At 70.2% G+C, this 15,368-nt stretch carries 18 protein-coding genes; 6 read left to right on the top strand and 12 right to left on the bottom strand.

Annotated features, from left to right (window positions below):
* Window positions 1–210 precede the first annotated feature (210 nt).
* Window positions 211–504, top strand: coding sequence for a YodC family protein (locus ACILRB_RS00410; RefSeq protein ID WP_395664327.1), 294 nt, complete (start codon window positions 211–213; stop codon window positions 502–504).
* Between the two features lie 45 nt (window positions 505–549).
* On the opposite strand, the gene ACILRB_RS00405 is transcribed toward ACILRB_RS00410, so the two are convergent.
* Window positions 550–1,299, bottom strand: coding sequence for a 4'-phosphopantetheinyl transferase family protein (locus ACILRB_RS00405; RefSeq protein WP_395664326.1), 750 nt, complete (start codon window positions 1,297–1,299; stop codon window positions 550–552).
* 254 nt (window positions 1,300–1,553) lie between these two features.
* Between ACILRB_RS00405 and ACILRB_RS00400 the strand changes: the two genes are divergently transcribed.
* Entirely contained in the window at window positions 1,554–2,660 is a 1,107-nt protein-coding gene (locus ACILRB_RS00400) for a quinone-dependent dihydroorotate dehydrogenase (protein WP_395664325.1), read from the top strand.
* A 2-nt stretch (window positions 2,661–2,662) separates the two neighbouring features.
* Here ACILRB_RS00400 and ACILRB_RS00395 read toward each other — a convergent pair whose 3' ends face one another.
* Window positions 2,663–3,067: a DUF6460 domain-containing protein gene (locus tag ACILRB_RS00395; RefSeq protein WP_395664324.1), complete on the bottom strand. Its 405-nt coding sequence runs from the start codon at window positions 3,065–3,067 to the stop codon at window positions 2,663–2,665.
* 225 nt (window positions 3,068–3,292) lie between these two features.
* On the opposite strand from ACILRB_RS00395, the gene ACILRB_RS00390 reads away from it, so the two are divergent.
* The 4 genes from ACILRB_RS00390 (at window position 3,293) to ACILRB_RS00375 (ending at window position 7,134) form a co-directional block, all read left to right on the top strand.
* On the top strand, window positions 3,293–3,913 hold the full coding sequence (locus ACILRB_RS00390) for a 2,3-bisphosphoglycerate-dependent phosphoglycerate mutase (protein ID WP_395664323.1): 621 nt from the start codon (window positions 3,293–3,295) through the stop codon (window positions 3,911–3,913).
* Window positions 3,914–3,952: 39 nt separating this feature from the next.
* Entirely contained in the window at window positions 3,953–4,603 is a 651-nt protein-coding gene (locus ACILRB_RS00385; RefSeq protein ID WP_395664322.1) for an alpha-ketoglutarate-dependent dioxygenase AlkB, read from the top strand.
* Between the two features lie 107 nt (window positions 4,604–4,710).
* Window positions 4,711–5,538, top strand: a complete 828-nt coding sequence (locus ACILRB_RS00380; protein WP_395664321.1) for a carbon-nitrogen hydrolase family protein — start codon at window positions 4,711–4,713, stop codon at window positions 5,536–5,538.
* Window positions 5,539–5,544: 6 nt separating this feature from the next.
* The gene (locus tag ACILRB_RS00375; protein WP_395664320.1) at window positions 5,545–7,134 is read left to right on the top strand and encodes a peptide ABC transporter substrate-binding protein; all 1,590 of its coding nucleotides are present in this window, start codon (window positions 5,545–5,547) and stop codon (window positions 7,132–7,134) included.
* Between the two features lie 94 nt (window positions 7,135–7,228).
* Here ACILRB_RS00375 and ACILRB_RS00370 read toward each other — a convergent pair whose 3' ends face one another.
* From ACILRB_RS00370 to ACILRB_RS00325, 10 genes are all read right to left on the bottom strand, one after another.
* On the bottom strand, window positions 7,229–7,828 hold the full coding sequence (locus ACILRB_RS00370; RefSeq protein WP_395664319.1) for a cob(I)yrinic acid a,c-diamide adenosyltransferase: 600 nt from the start codon (window positions 7,826–7,828) through the stop codon (window positions 7,229–7,231).
* A 98-nt stretch (window positions 7,829–7,926) separates the two neighbouring features.
* A complete protein-coding gene (locus ACILRB_RS00365) occupies window positions 7,927–8,115 on the bottom strand; it encodes a twin transmembrane helix small protein (protein ID WP_395664318.1) in 189 nt (62 codons plus the stop codon).
* A 36-nt stretch (window positions 8,116–8,151) separates the two neighbouring features.
* On the bottom strand, window positions 8,152–10,809 hold the full coding sequence (locus ACILRB_RS00360; RefSeq protein WP_395664317.1) for a TIGR02302 family protein: 2,658 nt from the start codon (window positions 10,807–10,809) through the stop codon (window positions 8,152–8,154).
* A 105-nt stretch (window positions 10,810–10,914) separates the two neighbouring features.
* The gene (gene lysA / locus ACILRB_RS00355; RefSeq protein ID WP_395664316.1) at window positions 10,915–12,183 is read right to left on the bottom strand and encodes a diaminopimelate decarboxylase; all 1,269 of its coding nucleotides are present in this window, start codon (window positions 12,181–12,183) and stop codon (window positions 10,915–10,917) included.
* A 12-nt stretch (window positions 12,184–12,195) separates the two neighbouring features.
* Window positions 12,196–12,507 carry a hypothetical protein gene (locus tag ACILRB_RS00350; protein ID WP_395664315.1) on the bottom strand — a complete coding sequence of 104 codons (312 nt, stop codon included), beginning with the start codon at window positions 12,505–12,507 and terminating at the stop codon, window positions 12,196–12,198.
* A gap of 132 nt (window positions 12,508–12,639) precedes the next feature.
* Window positions 12,640–13,119 carry an ATP F0F1 synthase subunit B gene (locus ACILRB_RS00345; protein ID WP_395664314.1) on the bottom strand — a complete coding sequence of 160 codons (480 nt, stop codon included), beginning with the start codon at window positions 13,117–13,119 and terminating at the stop codon, window positions 12,640–12,642.
* Between the two features lie 15 nt (window positions 13,120–13,134).
* On the bottom strand, window positions 13,135–13,641 hold the full coding sequence (locus ACILRB_RS00340) for a F0F1 ATP synthase subunit B' (RefSeq protein ID WP_395664313.1): 507 nt from the start codon (window positions 13,639–13,641) through the stop codon (window positions 13,135–13,137).
* A gap of 110 nt (window positions 13,642–13,751) precedes the next feature.
* Entirely contained in the window at window positions 13,752–13,979 is a 228-nt protein-coding gene (locus tag ACILRB_RS00335; RefSeq protein WP_395664312.1) for a F0F1 ATP synthase subunit C, read from the bottom strand.
* A 52-nt stretch (window positions 13,980–14,031) separates the two neighbouring features.
* Window positions 14,032–14,784 carry a F0F1 ATP synthase subunit A gene (locus ACILRB_RS00330; RefSeq protein ID WP_395664311.1) on the bottom strand — a complete coding sequence of 251 codons (753 nt, stop codon included), beginning with the start codon at window positions 14,782–14,784 and terminating at the stop codon, window positions 14,032–14,034.
* Between the two features lie 79 nt (window positions 14,785–14,863).
* Window positions 14,864–15,259 carry an AtpZ/AtpI family protein gene (locus ACILRB_RS00325; RefSeq protein ID WP_395664310.1) on the bottom strand — a complete coding sequence of 132 codons (396 nt, stop codon included), beginning with the start codon at window positions 15,257–15,259 and terminating at the stop codon, window positions 14,864–14,866.
* Window positions 15,260–15,368: the final 109 nt, after the last annotated feature.

Genomic DNA, 15,368 nt, shown 5'->3' with positions numbered 1-15,368 from the left:
TCCGTCCGATCGCCGGGCGGCTGGATGCGGCGGGTAGGCTCCGCCGCATCCGCCTGATTCGCCGGTCTGGCGCCAGGCGCGGGTAGGCTCCGCCGCTTCGGTCTGCTAAACCGGTCAAGCTGGAGGCGGCGGACGGGCTCCGCCGCCTTCGCTTGTTGAGGCTTAAGGCCAGGGGCAGGCTGCCCGGGCAGGCGCGACGCGGAGGCTCATGTGAGCGATGTGAACAAAGATCTGGCTCCTTTCGCTCCGGGAGACATCGTTCAGCTCAAATCCTTCGGACCCGCCATGACCGTCGTCTCCGTGACCGACGAGGGCGTCAACGCCATCTGGTACGATGAAGTCGACGGCGATCTGAAGACGCGCTTCGTCCCCGCCGTCGCCCTCGTCAGGATCGAACTTGGCGCTCCTGACGACGAAGAGGACGAGGAAGACGACGAGGACGAATGGCGCGAGGAAGAGGCGCGCAAGAGCCGCGGTCGCAAGCGGAAGGCCCGCGAGGGCTGACGCTGTGGGCCTGCGCGAGGCGGCGCGTCGTGAGCCGTCTCGCCGTCAGACGAGCGCCAGCGCCGCGGCGTACCCCGGCGGCGCTTCGACCGGCAGGACGCTCGCTCGCGCGAGCGCGGCCGCGAGCGGGCTTTCGATCCGGGCGAGGCGCGGCCCAGAGGGCTCCAGCGCGATCTCGAAATTCTTCAGATGCCCGGCGATGCCGAGGCCGAGCGCCTTGAGCACCGCCTCCTTCGCCGTCCAGACGCGATAGAATGCGGCGAGGCGCTCCGTCGCGTCCGGCCGGCTGGCGATCGCGCGATGCTCGGCCTCATGAAAAAACAGCCCTGAAAGGTCGAGCGCGTCGGGCAGGTCGCGCGCGGCCTCGATGTCGACGCCGACCGGACGGCCGTCCGACAGGGCGACGAGGGCGTGGGAGCCCGAATGGGAGACGTTGAAGGACAGCTCTGGCCGATGCGCGAGATAGGGGCGGCCGTGGGCCGTGGCCGCGAAGTCGAAGTCGGAAGGCCGGCGCCCGAGACGACGCCCGAGCAGCCGCCGCAACGTCGCGCGCGCGATCAGGAAGCGCGCCTTGTCCTCAAGCCGGAAGAACCGCTCGGCCCGCGCCAGCTCTTCTTCGCTCGTCACGGCGGCGGCCGCGCGCAGGACCGTGGGATCGGGCGCGACGTCGACCAGCCAGAGCTTGACGCCGGGCCCGGGAATCGCGATCTCGCGCAGCGGGATGTCGTCGGGCGGCGCGCCGTCGGGCGCCAAGCCGTCGCGGAAAATGTCGCCGGAGCGCGAAGCGCCGTTCATACGGAAACCATGCGTCGGGCGGCGAGGGAGCGGAAAATCATGGGTCGGGCGCTTGCGGATCACGCGGTTGTGAAAAACGGGCCAGCCGTGCGGCGCGCCCGTCGCCGCGCCGCACGGCGCCACGTCTGGCGTGATTTCTGGCGCGACGGCCGGCGCGGCGGCTGGCGTGAGCGCGCAGAAAGCCCGGTCGCGCGGCGTCTGGCAAGCCCCCGCGCGGGCGCACGCCGCCTGATGGGCGCGCAGGGAGAACGGTCATGAGTCTTCTCATGCGCGCGGGCGCGGCCTGTCTTCCGCTGTTGCGGCGGCTCGACGCGGAGACCGCGCACCGGCTCACGGTCAAGGCGCTGTCCCTTGCGCCGCCGGCGCTCATGGCCGCGCCGAAACCGGACCCTCGCCTTGCGGTCGAGGCGTTCGGCCTGTCCTTTCCCAATCCTGTCGGCCTCGCCGCGGGCTTCGACAAGAATGGCGAGGCCGTCGACGCGCTGCTGGCGCTCGGATTCGGCTTTGTCGAGGCCGGCACCGTGACGCCGCTGCCCCAGCCCGGCAATCCGCGTCCGCGCCTGTTTCGGCTCACGCGCGACGAGGCGGTCGTCAACCGCTTCGGCTTCAACAGCGAGGGCGCGGCCGCCGTGCGCGCCAGGCTCCTCGCCCGCAAACGCGCCGGAGGCGGGGGGCGCGTCGGGATCAACATCGGCGCCAACAAGGAGTCGGCCGACCGCGCCGCCGATTATGCGCTGGGCCTGCGCGAGCTCGCCGAAACGGCGGATTACGTCACGGTCAATATCTCGTCTCCCAACACGCCGGGCCTGCGCGACCTCCAGAAGGCCGAGGCGCTCGACGATCTTCTGGCGCGCATTGTCGACGCGCGCGACGCGGCTGCTCCCGGCAAGCCGGTGCTACTCAAGATCGCGCCGGATCTGACGCTTGGCGAACTCGATTCCATCGTCGCCTGCGCGCGGCGGCGAAACATCGACGGGCTCATCGTCTCCAACACCACCCTGTCTAGGCCGTCAGGCTTGCGCGAAGCCGACCTCGCGAAAGAGCAGGGCGGGCTTTCCGGACGCCCGCTGTTCGATCTGTCGACGCGCGTGCTCGCCTCGGCCTTTTTGCGGGCGGAGGGCGCCTTTCCGCTGATCGGCGCCGGCGGAATCGACGGGCCGGAGCGGGCGTTCGCCAAGTTCGAGGCGGGGGCGAGCCTCGTGCAGCTCTATTCGGCGCTCGTCTTCAAGGGGCCGGGCCTGCCGGCCAAGATCCTGCGCGGCCTCGGCGCGTCGCTTGAGCGGCGTGGCGTGACGCGCATCGGGGACGTCGTGGGGGCAAGCGCCCGCGACTGGTCGGAAGGCCGCGCCGACGCGCCCTGACGCTATTTGCCGCCGCGCATGTCGAGCAGGCGCAGGATCAGCCAGATCGGCAGCACCACCGCCGCCCCGGCGAGGGCGTAATTCATGAGCTCCCGGAAGGCGTCGAAGCCGAGGCGCGAGAAGGCGTTGGCGAAATCGGCGAGGCCGCGCAGCAGGTCGCTCGGGCGCAGGCCGAGCCACATGAAGATCGCGCCGACGATCAGGGAGATGAAGAACAGCCGCAGCGCGACCGAGGCCGGCGAGCCGCCGAGGAAGCGCGTCAGGGCGTCCTGCGGCGCGCGCGCGGGGTCGATTGTGGCCGGGGCCGCCGCGGCGGGGGCCGGCCCGCTCGCCGCGCCCGGCTCCGGCCGGCTCGTGGTCCAGCCCGGCGGGGTCGGCGGGGCGGGTTCGCTGAATCGGTCGGACATGCCTTCCTCAGGGGGCGCGGGTTGCGGGCGGGCGACTTTGCCCGTTTTTTGCGCCGCGCGCAAAATCGCGCCTGCGCCTTTTGGGGGAGCGCGCAATGGCCCGTTTTGCGCTGCGAAAAAATCGCGTTAAGAAAAATTTGGCGCGGGCTAAGCCGGATTTGGCGCAGGCGCGCGCCGCTCCACGTCGCTCGCGGCCGCATCCGCGCCGCCAAACAGGGATGAGCCATGGATCGCCTTCTCGTGCTCGTGCGTCACGGCCAGAGCGAATGGAATCTCAAGAATCTGTTCACGGGCTGGAAAAACCCCGATCTGACGGAGCGGGGCGTCGAGGAGGCGAAACGGGCGGGGCGCGCGCTCAAGGCGGCCGGGCTCGGATTCGACCGCGGCTTCACGTCGGAGCTGCAGCGCGCGCAGCGCACCCTGAAGCTGGCGCTCGGCGAACTCGGCGCCGAATCCCTGCCGGTCAGGTCCGACATCGCGCTCAACGAGCGCGACTATGGCGATCTCGCGGGCCTCAACAAGGCCGAGGCGGCCAAACAGTGGGGCGACGAGCAGATTCATATCTGGCGGCGCTCCTATGACGTGCCGCCGCCCGGCGGCGAAAGCCTCAAGGACACGGTCGCGCGCGTGGTTCCGTACTACTGCCAGGAAATCCTGCCCGCCGTGCTGAACGGCGAGCGCGTCATCGTCGCGGCCCATGGCAATTCGCTGCGTGCGCTGATCATGGTGCTCGACAGGCTGACGCCCAAGACCGTTCCCTCGATGGAGCTGCACACCGGCGTGCCGATCGTCTATCGCCTCAAGGCCGATTCGACCGTCGACAGCAAGGAGACGCTCGCGACCTGACGCCGCGCATAAGGCGCGTCGGCGCCTTATATGGGGGTCATGGCCTTCGATCTTTTCTTTGGGCGCGAGCCTGTTCAGGACCTTGCGCCCGGCCTGCGTCTGGCGCGCGGCTTTTTTGACGAAGCTGCGCAGCGCCGCCTCGCGGACGAGGTCGCGGCGCTGGCGCGGGCCGCGCCCTTCTACCGGCCGCACATGCCAAACAGCGGCCGGCCGTTCTCCGTGCTCATGACCAATTTCGGCGCGCTCGGCTGGGTGTCGAGCGTCGCGGGTTACCGCTACCAGCCGACGCACCCTGAAACCGGCGCGGCCTTTCCGCCGATCCCGGCGCTCGCGCTCGAAGCCTGGGAGAGGCTCGCCGGGGTTTTGTGCGCGCCTCAGGCCTGCCTCGTCAATTATTATGCGCCGGGCGCCCGCATGGGGCTGCATCAAGACGCCGACGAAGGCGATTTCTCGGCGCCCGTGGTCTCGATTTCGCTCGGCTGCGACGCGCTGTTTCGCTACGGCGGCGCAAGGCGCGCCGATCCGACGAGGAGCGTGCGCCTGCGCTCGGGCGACGTCGTCGTCATGGGCGGACCCGCGCGTCTCGTCTTCCATGGGGTGGACCGGATCTATCCCGGCACGTCCGGCCTCCTGCCGCAGGGCGGCCGGCTCAACCTCACAATGCGGCATGTGAGGCCGCCGCGCGATTGACGGCCGCGCCCGCGCCCGCTCAGGATGGCGCCCGCGCCCGCCCGAACGGCGCCCGCCACGCGGCGTCGCCTCTCTGGCGCGTCGCGCCCTCCCGCAGGACCGCTCGCATGAAAGTCTCCCTCATCCAGATGAATTCGGTCGCCGACAAGGCGGTCAACGTCGCCTCGGCCGTGCGGCTGATCGAGCGCGCCGTCGACGAGGAGGGGCCGGACTGGATCGCCCTGCCCGAATGCTTCGACTTCCTTGGCGGCGCGCGCGCCGAGAAATTCGCCGCCGCCGAGCCGTTCCCCGACGGGCCGGCCTATCGCGCGATGCAGGAGCTCGCGGCGCGGCGCAAAGTGTTCATCCATGCGGGCTCGATCCTCGAACGGCCCGAATTCGGCGAGCGCATTCACAACACCACCGTCGTGTTCGACCGTTCGGGCGGCGAGATCGCGCGCTATCGCAAGATCCATATGTTCGACGTCACCACGCCGGACGGGGCGCGCTATCATGAAAGCAGCGCCTTCGCGCCGGGCGACCGGGTCGTCACCTATCGCTGCGGCGACATGACCGTCGGCTGCGCCATCTGCTACGACCTGCGTTTTCCGGCGCTGTTCCAGGAGCTCGCCCTGCGCGGCGCCGACATGATCGCCTTGCCCGCGGCCTTCACGCTCCAGACCGGCAAGGATCACTGGGAGACGCTCTGCCGCGCGCGGGCGATCGAGACCCAGTGCTTTTTCTGCGCGCCGGCGCAGATCGGCGCGCATATGGCGGGCGGCGAACGGCGCCTGACCTATGGCCATTCGCTGGTCGCCGACCCCTGGGGCCATGTGATCGCGAAAGCCTCGGACGGCGTCGGCCTCGTGACGGCCCGGCTCGACCCCGCGCTCATCGGCAGGGTCCGGGCGCAGATTCCCGTCGCGAGCCACAGGACGGCGTTCGCGCCGGGCTGACGCGCGATGCGGCGCGCGCCGACCCTGGCCGTCCTCGCCCTCGCGCTCTGTCTCGCGTGGCCCGCCTGCGCCGAGATGGTCTGGCGGCGCGGCGCGCTCGGCGATCCGGGCTCGCTCGACCCGCACAAGGCGACGACGCTGATCGAGAGCAACATCCTGACCGAGCTTTTCGAGGGGCTGCTCTCGCGCGACGCCGCCGGGCGGCTCATCCCGGGCGCGGCCGCGCAATGGAGCGTCGACGAAACCGGGCTCGTCTATCGCTTCCGGCTCCGGCCCGACGCCGTCTGGTCGAACGGCGACCGTGTGCGCGCGCAGGATTTCGTCTACGCCTTCCGCCGCCTCATGGACCCGAAGACGGGCGCGCCTTACGCCAGCATCCTGCACACGCTCAAAAACGCGGCGGCCGTCAACGCCGGCACGGCGCCGCCCGAGGCGCTCGGCGCGCGGGCGCTCGACGACGGCGAGCTCGAACTGACGCTCGAAGCGCCCGCGCCCTATTTTCTGGAGCAGCTCGCCCATTTCACGGCGAAGCCGCTGCATCGCGCCTCGGTCGAGGCGTCGGGCGGGGATTTCGTCCACCCGGACCGCCTCGTGACCAACGGGCCGTTTCTGCTCAAAAAATTCGTTCCGGCCGACGCCGTCACGCTCGAGAAGAACCCCCTTTTCCATGACGCGGCGAGCGTGAAGCTCGACCGCCAGGCGTTCATTCCGCTCGAGGACCGATCCGCCGCGCTGCGCCGTTTCATGGCCGGAGAAATCGACTCCTATGACGAGGTGCCGGTGGAGGAGATCGGCTTCGTGCGCCGCACGACGCCGCAGGCGCTGAAGCTCTCGGACAGTTTTGGCGGCTATTATTACGCGCTCGACACGCGCCGGCCGCCTTTCGACGACGCGCGCGTGCGCAACGCCCTCTCGATGGCGATCGACCGGACGTTCCTCGCCGAAAGGATCTGGGGCGGGACGATGGCGCCGCTCGAGTCCTTCGTTCCGCCGGGCCTGCCGGGCTATGGCGCGCCGCAGGCGCCGGACTGGGCGCGCCTGAGCCTGTCCGCGCGACAGGAGGAGGCGCGCCGGCTGCTGCGCGAGGCGGGGTTTGGCGAGGGCAGCGCGCCGCTCTCCGTCGACATCCGCTTCAACAACGCCGGAAGCCACCGCGCCACCGCCGTCGCCGTCGCCGACATGTGGCGCGCGATCGGCGTCGCCGCGACGGTCACGGGGACGGACGCCGTCTCCCATTACGCCTTCCTGCGCGAAAAACCGCCTTTTGGAGCGGCGCGCATGAGCTGGTACGCCGATTATCCCGACGCGCAGAATTTCCTGTTTCTGGGCGAAAGCGGCAACGAGGGGCTGAACGCCGCAAGCTACCGCAATGAGGCCTTCGACGCGCTGATGCGCGAGGCCGCGGCCGCGCGCGATCCGGCCGCCCGGACCGCCGCGCTGCGCGGCGCCGAAGCGCGTCTGCTCAAGGACCAGCCGTTCGTGCCTCTGATGGCCTATCGTTCGAGCCATCTCGTCTCGGAGCGGATCAGCGGCTTCGAGCCGAACCCGCTCGACGTCCACCCCGGCCGCTATGTGAGCGTCGCGCCGAAGCCCTAAAGCATTTTCAGTAAAAGTTGCAGACTTTTGCGTTAGGAAAGTGCGTAAAAACAGGATGTTGGAGCGCGTTCGCGACTCGATGAACGCCGACGCCCTAGCGATTCTGCCCCGGCACCCACAAAATGTCGCCTTCGCCTTTGCGGTTGACGTAGCGGGCGGCGACGAACAGGAAATCGGACAGGCGGTTGACATATTTCAGCGCCGGCTCGCCGACGCGCTCGCCGGGCTGGCGGGCGAGCGCGACAAGGATGCGCTCGGCGCGGCGCGCCACGGTGCGCGCGAGATGCAGCGCCGCGCCGGCCGGCGAGCCGCCCGGCAGCACGAAGGACTGGAGCGCCGGCAGCTCGGCGTTGAGGTCGTCGATCTTGCGCTCGAGCCGGTCGACCTGCGCCTGCACGATGCGCAGCGGCTCATATTGCGGAATGACGTCCGCGCCGGACTCCTTCGCCGGAACGCAGAGGTCCGCGCCAAGGTCGAAGAGATCGTTCTGGACGCAGAGCAGCATGGCGTCGACGCGCGCGCAGGCGGGGTCTTTCGAGGTCGCGACGCGGGCGAGGCCGATGGCCGAATTGGTTTCGTCGATCGTGCCGTAAGCCTCGATGCGCAGATCGTCCTTGGCGCGTCGCTCGCCGGTGCCGAGCGACGTCAGGCCGGCGTCGCCGCTGCGCGTATAAATCCGGTTGAGCACGACCATTCCCTGGACCTTCCCTTGAATTTCGCCCGTCGTCGGCGCTTTTGCGCGCAGACTTCGCGGCTTCTCGCGCGCGCGTCAAGACCCGCGCGCGGCGGGAGTCATCCACGCAGCCACAGAATGGCGACGATGACGAGGATGGCCAGAAATTGCAATCCGACGCGCCAGCGCATGAGCTTTTGCGACAGATTGGGGCTGCCGCCACGCGCCATGTTGACGATTCCGGCGACGAGCACGACGGCGACCGCGCCGACCGACACGGCGACGAGCATGTTGGCGACTGCAGGCATGAGGGTCGCGCTCCGGCGGAAAGGGGGTTCGCGTCGTCAGTAGCGGCGCAGCAGGCGCTCGAGATAGTCGAGCTCCTCACGCGGGCGCAGCGGATCGCCGAGCCGGCGGCGCAGTTCTTCAAGAACGCGCCGCGCCCGCTCCGCCGTCGGGACGCCCATGGGATCATATCTGGCGGCGGGGTTGAAGGCGCGTTCGCGTCCGCTCGGGCGCCCCAGCGGGTCGGCGCCCTCCTGTCCGTACTGGCCCTGTCCGGGGCCTTCCGCCTGCGCGTCGCCTTCGTTCTCGCCCTGGCCTTCGCCCTGACCCTCGCCCTCGCCCTGGCCTTCGCCCTGCTGGCGGAGGGCCTGCGCGAGCTTCTGCGCGCCGTCGCGCAGGCCTTCGAGCGCGCGGCCCTGCGCCTCGACGGCGGATTCCTGTCCGCGTCCGCCACGGCCGAGCGCCTCCTGCGCGTCGCGCATCGCCTCCTTGGCGTCGCCAAGGCCGCCGGTCGCCTCCGAGCCTGCGCGGCCGGCGCCTTCAAGCCGCTTGCGCAATTCGTCGAGACGGTCGCGCAGCGCCTGCTGGCGATTCTGCAGGTCGCCCTCGGACGGGCGGCTCGCCTGCGCCGATCCGTTTCCGTCGTCGCCGGCGTCGGCCTCCTCGTCGCCCGCCTGCGGCTCCTGATCCCCGGCGTCGGCGTCGGCGTCGCGCTCCGGCCGGCGTCCGCGCTGCGCCTGATTTCCGCTTCGATGGGTGTCGTCGCGCAGGTCCTGCTGCTCGCGGCTCAGCCGGTCGAGATCGTTCAGGGCGCGGCTCATCTCGCGCGCGCGGGGGTCGCTCCTGCGCCTTTGCGCCGTCTTGAGGTTTTCAAGAATGTTCTGCATCTCGTCGAGCATGCGCTGGGCCTGCTCCGGGTCGCCGTTCCGGGCCAGATCCTGCATCCGGTCGAGCATCGCCTTCAGCTCTTTTTCGTTGATCGTCCGCCCGGGCCCCTGGCGGCTGTCCTGCTGGTCTTCGCCCTCGCCGCCCTCGCGTCGCTGCTTTTCGGCGAACTCCTGCAGAAACTTGTCCATCGCCGCGCGCAGGTCGTCGGTCAGCTTCTTGATCTCTTCGGGCGGGGCGCCGCTCTTCAGCGCGTCGCGCAGCGCCTGCTGCGCCGCACGCAGATCGCGCTCGGCGTCGCTGAGGTCGCCGTCCTCGAGCTGGAGCGCCATGCTCCACAGATAGTCGGCGACGTCGAGCAGGTCCTGGTCCACGCTCGCCGCCGCGAGCCGGTCGGCGGCGACCCTCAGCCCGAGATAGACGCCGGCCCTGACGCCGAAGGCGTCAGGCTCGATCATCAGCGCGTCGAGGGCGGTCGAGACGCGCCCCTTGTCGCCCGGATCGAGCACGAGCGCGCGGCGCTGCTCGACGAGCGCGCGCGCGAGCGGCTTCGTGAAAGGCCGCTGCGGCAGGACCAGCGTAAAGGCCTCGGACCGGCCTTCATTGCCGCCTTCGTCGCGCGCGACGAGCGTCATGCGCACGCGCGCGCCGGCCCATGGATGTTCGGACAGGTCGACCGTCGTCTCGGCCTCGCCGTCGCCAGCGCCCGCCGGCGGCAGCTGCAGCGGGGCGCGCGGCGGCTCGACGAGCGAACGCGCCGCGGGCCGCCCGTCGGGCAGCGTCGGGTCGTCGAACTGCGCTTCGGCCGACACGGGGCCGTAATCATCGGCGATTTTGTAGCGCAGGACCAGCGTGCCGCGCGCGTTGGCGCGGGGAACGTCGACGAGGGCGATGGTCGGAGGCGCGTCGGGGAGGGCTGAAAATTCGAACGCGCCGACGCCTTCGATGGCCAGCCCGGCGTCGCCCCTGAGAATGAGCTTCGCCTCGCCGGCCGGGGACGGACGCGGCTTCGCCGGCGCGCCGTCCTTGCCGTCTTCGCGCGGGGCCGCCTCGAGGGCGCCGGAGGCGCGAAAGCCCGGCGCGCCCGCCGAGGCGCGGATGACGATCGTGGAGCCGACCGGCGCCTCGATCCGCTCCGGCTTCGCGCCCGCGGCGGCCCGCGCCAGCACGATCGGCGCGCGGCCGGTGTAAGGCGGGGGATCGACCCAGGCGTCGACGCGCCGCGCGGCGCCCGAGATTCCGTCGAGGCGCCAGTCGAAGGCGGCGGCGACGCGGGCGTACCGCTGCGGGCCGGCGGCGAAGGCCGAGGCGACGAGAGCCACGAGCACGGCGGCGCGAAGGGCGTAACGGTCGAGATCGACGACGCGCGGGGACGGCGCGCCCGCGCGCATGAGGCCGACCGCCTGAAGCGCGCGGCGGCGGTGCAGGCGCCAGAGCGCGGCGGTCGCCGGATCGCCGCCCGGATTGGCGAGCCGGTCGTCGAGCGTCGCGGCCGGACGCTGCCTGAGCGCCGATACGCGGTCGATGCGCACCAGAGCCTCAGTGCGGGCGGGCCAGCGCAGCCGGCGCGCCGGCCACAGCGCGCAGCCGAGCGCCGCCGCGAAAAGGGCGAGGCCAAGCGGCCGCACGACGCGCGGGGCCTCAAGCCACAGCCCCAGAAAAGAGAAAATGAGAAAGGCGCCGAGGACGATCAGCACCGGGACGGCGAGCCGCCAGAGCCGTTCGAACAGCAGGATCGCGCGGGCGCGCAGGACGAGCCGTTCGAAACGCGGAGGGACGCCGTCAGCGTCGTCCGTTTGAGCCGGCCGTCCGGGACTGTTCAACTTCGCCATCGCCTCCAGCCGGCCGCGGTTCGTCGCGGCGCGCCGGCCCATTATGTCGGCGCGCGGACCGCGGAGGCAAGCTGCGCCGCCGCGCGTCGGCCGGGCCGTCAACGTCTACGCAAGCCACGGCGGAAGTTTGTCGAGTCCGATCAAATCGTCATAGCTCGGGCGCGGCCGCACGACGGCGGCTTCGCCGCCCCGGGCGAGAACCTCGGGCGCGAGCAGCCGCGTGTTGTAGGTCGAGGACTGCGTCGCGCCATAGGCGCCGGCCGAGAGCACGGCGAGCAGGTCGCCCGCCTGCGGCGCCGGCATGGCGCGCCCCTGCGCGAGATAGTCGCCCGTCTCGCAGACGGGGCCCACGACGTCGGCGAGGATTTCGGGCGCGTGGGGGCGCGGGCGGACGGGCGTGATCTCGTGCCAGGCGTCATAGAGGGTCGGGCGGATCAGGTCGTTCATCGCGGCGTCGACGATGACGAAGGACTTCGATTCGCCCTTCTTGACATAGAGCACGCGCGTGACGAGCAGGCCGGCGTTGCCGACGATGAGCCGTCCCGGCTCGCAGACGATTTTGACGCCGAGGGCGCCGAGCCGCGCCCTGATCACGCGGGCGTAGCGGTCGGGATGGTAGCTCGCGGGGTCCTCGCCCGCGCGATAGGGGATGCCGAGCCCGCCGCCGACGTCGACATGGCCGATCTCATGGCCGTCGCCGCGCAGGGTCTGCACGAAGGAGGCGGCGAGGCGGAAGGCCGAGTCGAAGGGCTCGAGGTCGGTGATCTGCGAGCCGATGTGCAGGTCGAGCCCCGCGACCCTGAGTCCGGGCAGGGTCTTCGCCCCAGCGTAGACGTCGCGGGCGCGGGCGATCGGCACGCCGAACTTGTTCTCGGCCTTGCCGGTGGAGATCTTGGCGTGGGTGCGGGCGTCGACGTCGGGATTGACGCGCAGGGAGACGCTCGCCGTCGCGCCCATGCCGGCCGCGACCTCGGAAAGCGCGAGAAGCTCCGGCTCCGATTCGACGTTGAAGCAGAAGATGCCGGCCCTGAGCGCGAAGGCCATCTCGGCCCGCGTCTTGCCGACGCCCGAAAAGGTGATGCGCCCGGCCGGCGCCCCGGCCGCCAGCGCGCGCCGCAATTCGCCCTCGGACACCACGTCCATGCCGGCGCCGAGCCGTGCGAGGGTCGAGAGCACCGCCTGGTTGGAGTTCGCCTTGACGGCGAAGCAGACCATCGCGTCGAGCCCTTCGAGCGCGGCCGAGAACACCTGATAATGACGCCTCAGCGTCGCGTCCGAATAGCAGTAGAACGGCGTGCCGACTCGGGCCGCGAGCGATTCGAGGTCGACGTCTTCGGCGTGGAGGACGCCGTTCTTCAACGTGAAATGATGCATGGCCGCGGCGCGTCAGAGCACGGGGTCGAGGGGGAACGGGCGGCGCGGCTTCTGCGCGCCCGCAGCCTGCGGGCCGCCCGGCGTGCGCAGGGGACCATGGTCGGAGGCGGAATCGAGCGGCGCGACGCCGGACGGCGTCGTCAGCGGCGCCTCGCTCACGCCCGGCGGCGGCGCGCCCGGGGCCGAGGCGTTCGGCGCCTCGGGGGCGCCGCGCCGGCCGCAGCCCTGCAGGGCCAGCGCCGCGGCCACGCAAAGGCCAAGGGCGCCGAGGCGGCGCCTTGCGTCTTTGCGCGAGGTCGGACGGAAGGAAAAGGGTCGATTCACGGCGGCGGCTCCGGGGTGAGCGCTACACCAAAACACGGGCCTTGGAAACCTGAGGCCAAGGCAAAAGAAAGGGCGGAACGCGCGCGTTCCGCCCAGAATGTCCGCAAGCGAGCGGTGCGCGCCGGACAGGCCTCAGTGCAGCAGCGCCTTGACGTCGGCGATGCCTTTTTCGACGAGCTGGTCGCCGAGCGGGCCCTTGGCTTCATGGGTGAGGACGACGGAAGCCGCCCTGGTCGCGGCGTCGGCGGCGGCGGCGCGGACTTCGGCCATGGCCTGGGCCTCGGCGGCGACGATCTTGTCCTCGGCCTGCTTGGTGCGGCGCTGAACGAATTCGGCGAGACGGGCCGCGGCCTCCTTGGCGAGACGCTCGGCTTCGGCCTGCGCCTGGGAGACGACGCCGGCGGCCTCGGCCTCGGCCTCTTCAAGGCGCTTGGCGAAGGAGGCGAGCACGGCCTCGGCCTCGGCGCGCAGGCGCTTCGCCTCCTCAAGCTCGACCGAGATGCGCGCGCTGCGCTTGTCGAGAGCGTCGGCGATCTTTTTGTGCAGGCCGAAATAGGCGAGCAGGCCGACGAGAAGGAAGAAACCGACGGCGACGAAAGATTCGGCGTTCATGGGGCGGACTCCGGGTCAGGCCTTGAGGGCCGCGGCGATCGCGCCCGTGTCGGCCGGGCGGCCGGTCAGATGCTCGACGATGGCGGCGGCGGCGTCGACGGCGATGGATTCGACGTTCTGCATGGCGCCGGCCTTGGTCTCGAGGATGCGCTTTTCGGCGGCGTCGAGCTTGCCGGCGAGGTCGGCTTCGAGCGCATGGCGCTTTCCGTCGCTTTCGGCGGCGATCCTGGCCTGGGTCTGCTGCGCCAGCGCCTGCGCCTTGCCGCGGGCCTCGGCGATCTTGCGCTCATGCTCGGCGTCGGCGGCGGCGGCCTTCTCGCGCGCGAGATGAGCTTCCTTGAGGTCGCCGGAGATCTTTTCGTCGCGTTCGCGCAGGATGGTTTCGACGCGCGGCAGGGCGAACTTCGACATCACCAGATAGAGCAGGCCGAAGGTGACGAGGAGCCAGAACAGCGTCGAAGGATAATGGCTGGGGTCGAACGGAGGAAAGGCGTGCGCGCCATGGTCAATGTCGACGGGCACATGCACTCCGGAGTCTAGATTTTCTGAAACCGCCATCGGTCAAATCCTGCGCGGGTCTTGAAAGGGATGGGCCGCGCCCTGCCTTGCGGCGGGCGCGGCGAAGTTTCGCGTCAGACCACGAACAGCAGAAGGATCGCCACGAGGAAGGCGAAGATGCCGAGACCTTCCGCAAGCGCCGCGCCGATGAAGGCGCGTCCGAACTGGGCGTCGGAGGCGGTGGGATTGCGCAGCGCGCCCCCGAGATAGGCGGCGAAGATCATGCCGACGCCGATGGCGGCCGCGCCCATGCCGATGGCGGCGAGGCCGGCGCCGATGAATTTGGCTGCAACGGATTCCATTATTTACTCCTGGCTTGCGGAAGCGGGCGCTGATCTGTTGTTGGATGTTTATTCAGTGGCCCGGATGAATTGCGTCGTTCAGATAGACGCAAGTGAGGATCGCGAACACATAGGCCTGCAGCACGGCGACGAGCAGTTCGAAGGCCGTGAGCACGACGACGCCCGCGAGAGGCAGCGGCGCGATGATCGCGAAGGCCCCCGCGCCGAGGAGCGAGGCGACGAATCCGCCGAGCACCTTGAGCGTGATGTGGCCGGCGAGCATGTTTGCGAAAAGACGGACGGAGAGGCTGATCGGCCGCGAGATGAACGAGATCACCTCGATCATCACGATGAAGGGGAGCAGCGCGGGGCTGACGCCCGAGGGCACGAACAGGTCGAGGAAGTGCTTGCCGTGCTTCATGAAGCCGTAGATCAGCACGACCGAGATCACCGTCATGGCGAGCGCGAAGGTCACCGCGATCTGGCTCGTCACCGTGAAGGTGTAGGGCACGAGGCCGACGAGGTTCGAAAACAGCACGAAGATGAACAGCGAGAACACGAAGGGGAAAAACTTCATGCCTGCGGTTCCGGCCGACATGCGCACCGTGTTGGCGACGAGCTCGTAGGTCATTTCGGCGGCCGACTGGAGCCGCCCCGGCACGACCGACTTGCGCGCCGTGCCGACGATCATCAGCGCCGCGCCGCACAGGGCGACGATGACCATGAAGAGCGAGGCGTTGGTGAAGGAGAGGTCGAGGCCGAACAGATGGATCTCGCGGATCGGCGTGATGGCGAACTGGTGGATCGGATCTGTCTTTTCTGCCACTTGCGTGTCCCCGTCTCATCCGCCCTCGGCCGCGCCGAAGGAGCCTGTCTTCAAACTTGCGGGTCTTCCGCCCGCCGTCTCAGGGCTTGAGACCCTGCCGGCCGACGGCGATCCGATACACGTTCCAGAACCCCGCCGCCGTCCCCAGCATGAGGAGAACGAGGAGAAAGAGGGGCGACGTCCCGGCGAAGGAGTCGATCTGCCACCCCACGAACGCGCCGACGGCGACCGCCGACACGAATTCCGTCAGCACGCGAAAGCCAAGGCTCATCGCGCTCCCCATGGTGCGCGCCGAAGCCTCCGCCGCGGCGTCGTCCGGGGCCTGCGCCTCGTCCGAGGCGCGAAGATCGACCGCGAGCCGGTCGAGCCGCGCCCGCAGCGCCGCGGCCTCGGGGTCAAGCGGCGCGTCTGCGGCCTTGCGGCCGTCGTCGTCGCCCTTGCGGCCCGCCGCGTCCGGCCTGTCGCCAACGCCCATGGATCCGCCTCCCAATTTCCGCTTCGACTCGCCGCGAGGCGTTCGATTCGCGTATCTATTCGATTCGCGCATCTATAGGTCGCCTTCGCCCGAAAATCGAGCGTCGGCC

Source organism: Methylocella sp. (genome assembly GCF_044226135.1).
In the GTDB taxonomy this organism is placed as follows: Bacteria; Pseudomonadota; Alphaproteobacteria; order Rhizobiales; family Beijerinckiaceae; genus Methylocapsa.
The sequence above is the reverse complement of the archived record's forward strand: the minus strand, read 5'-3'. Positions and strand labels throughout refer to the sequence as shown.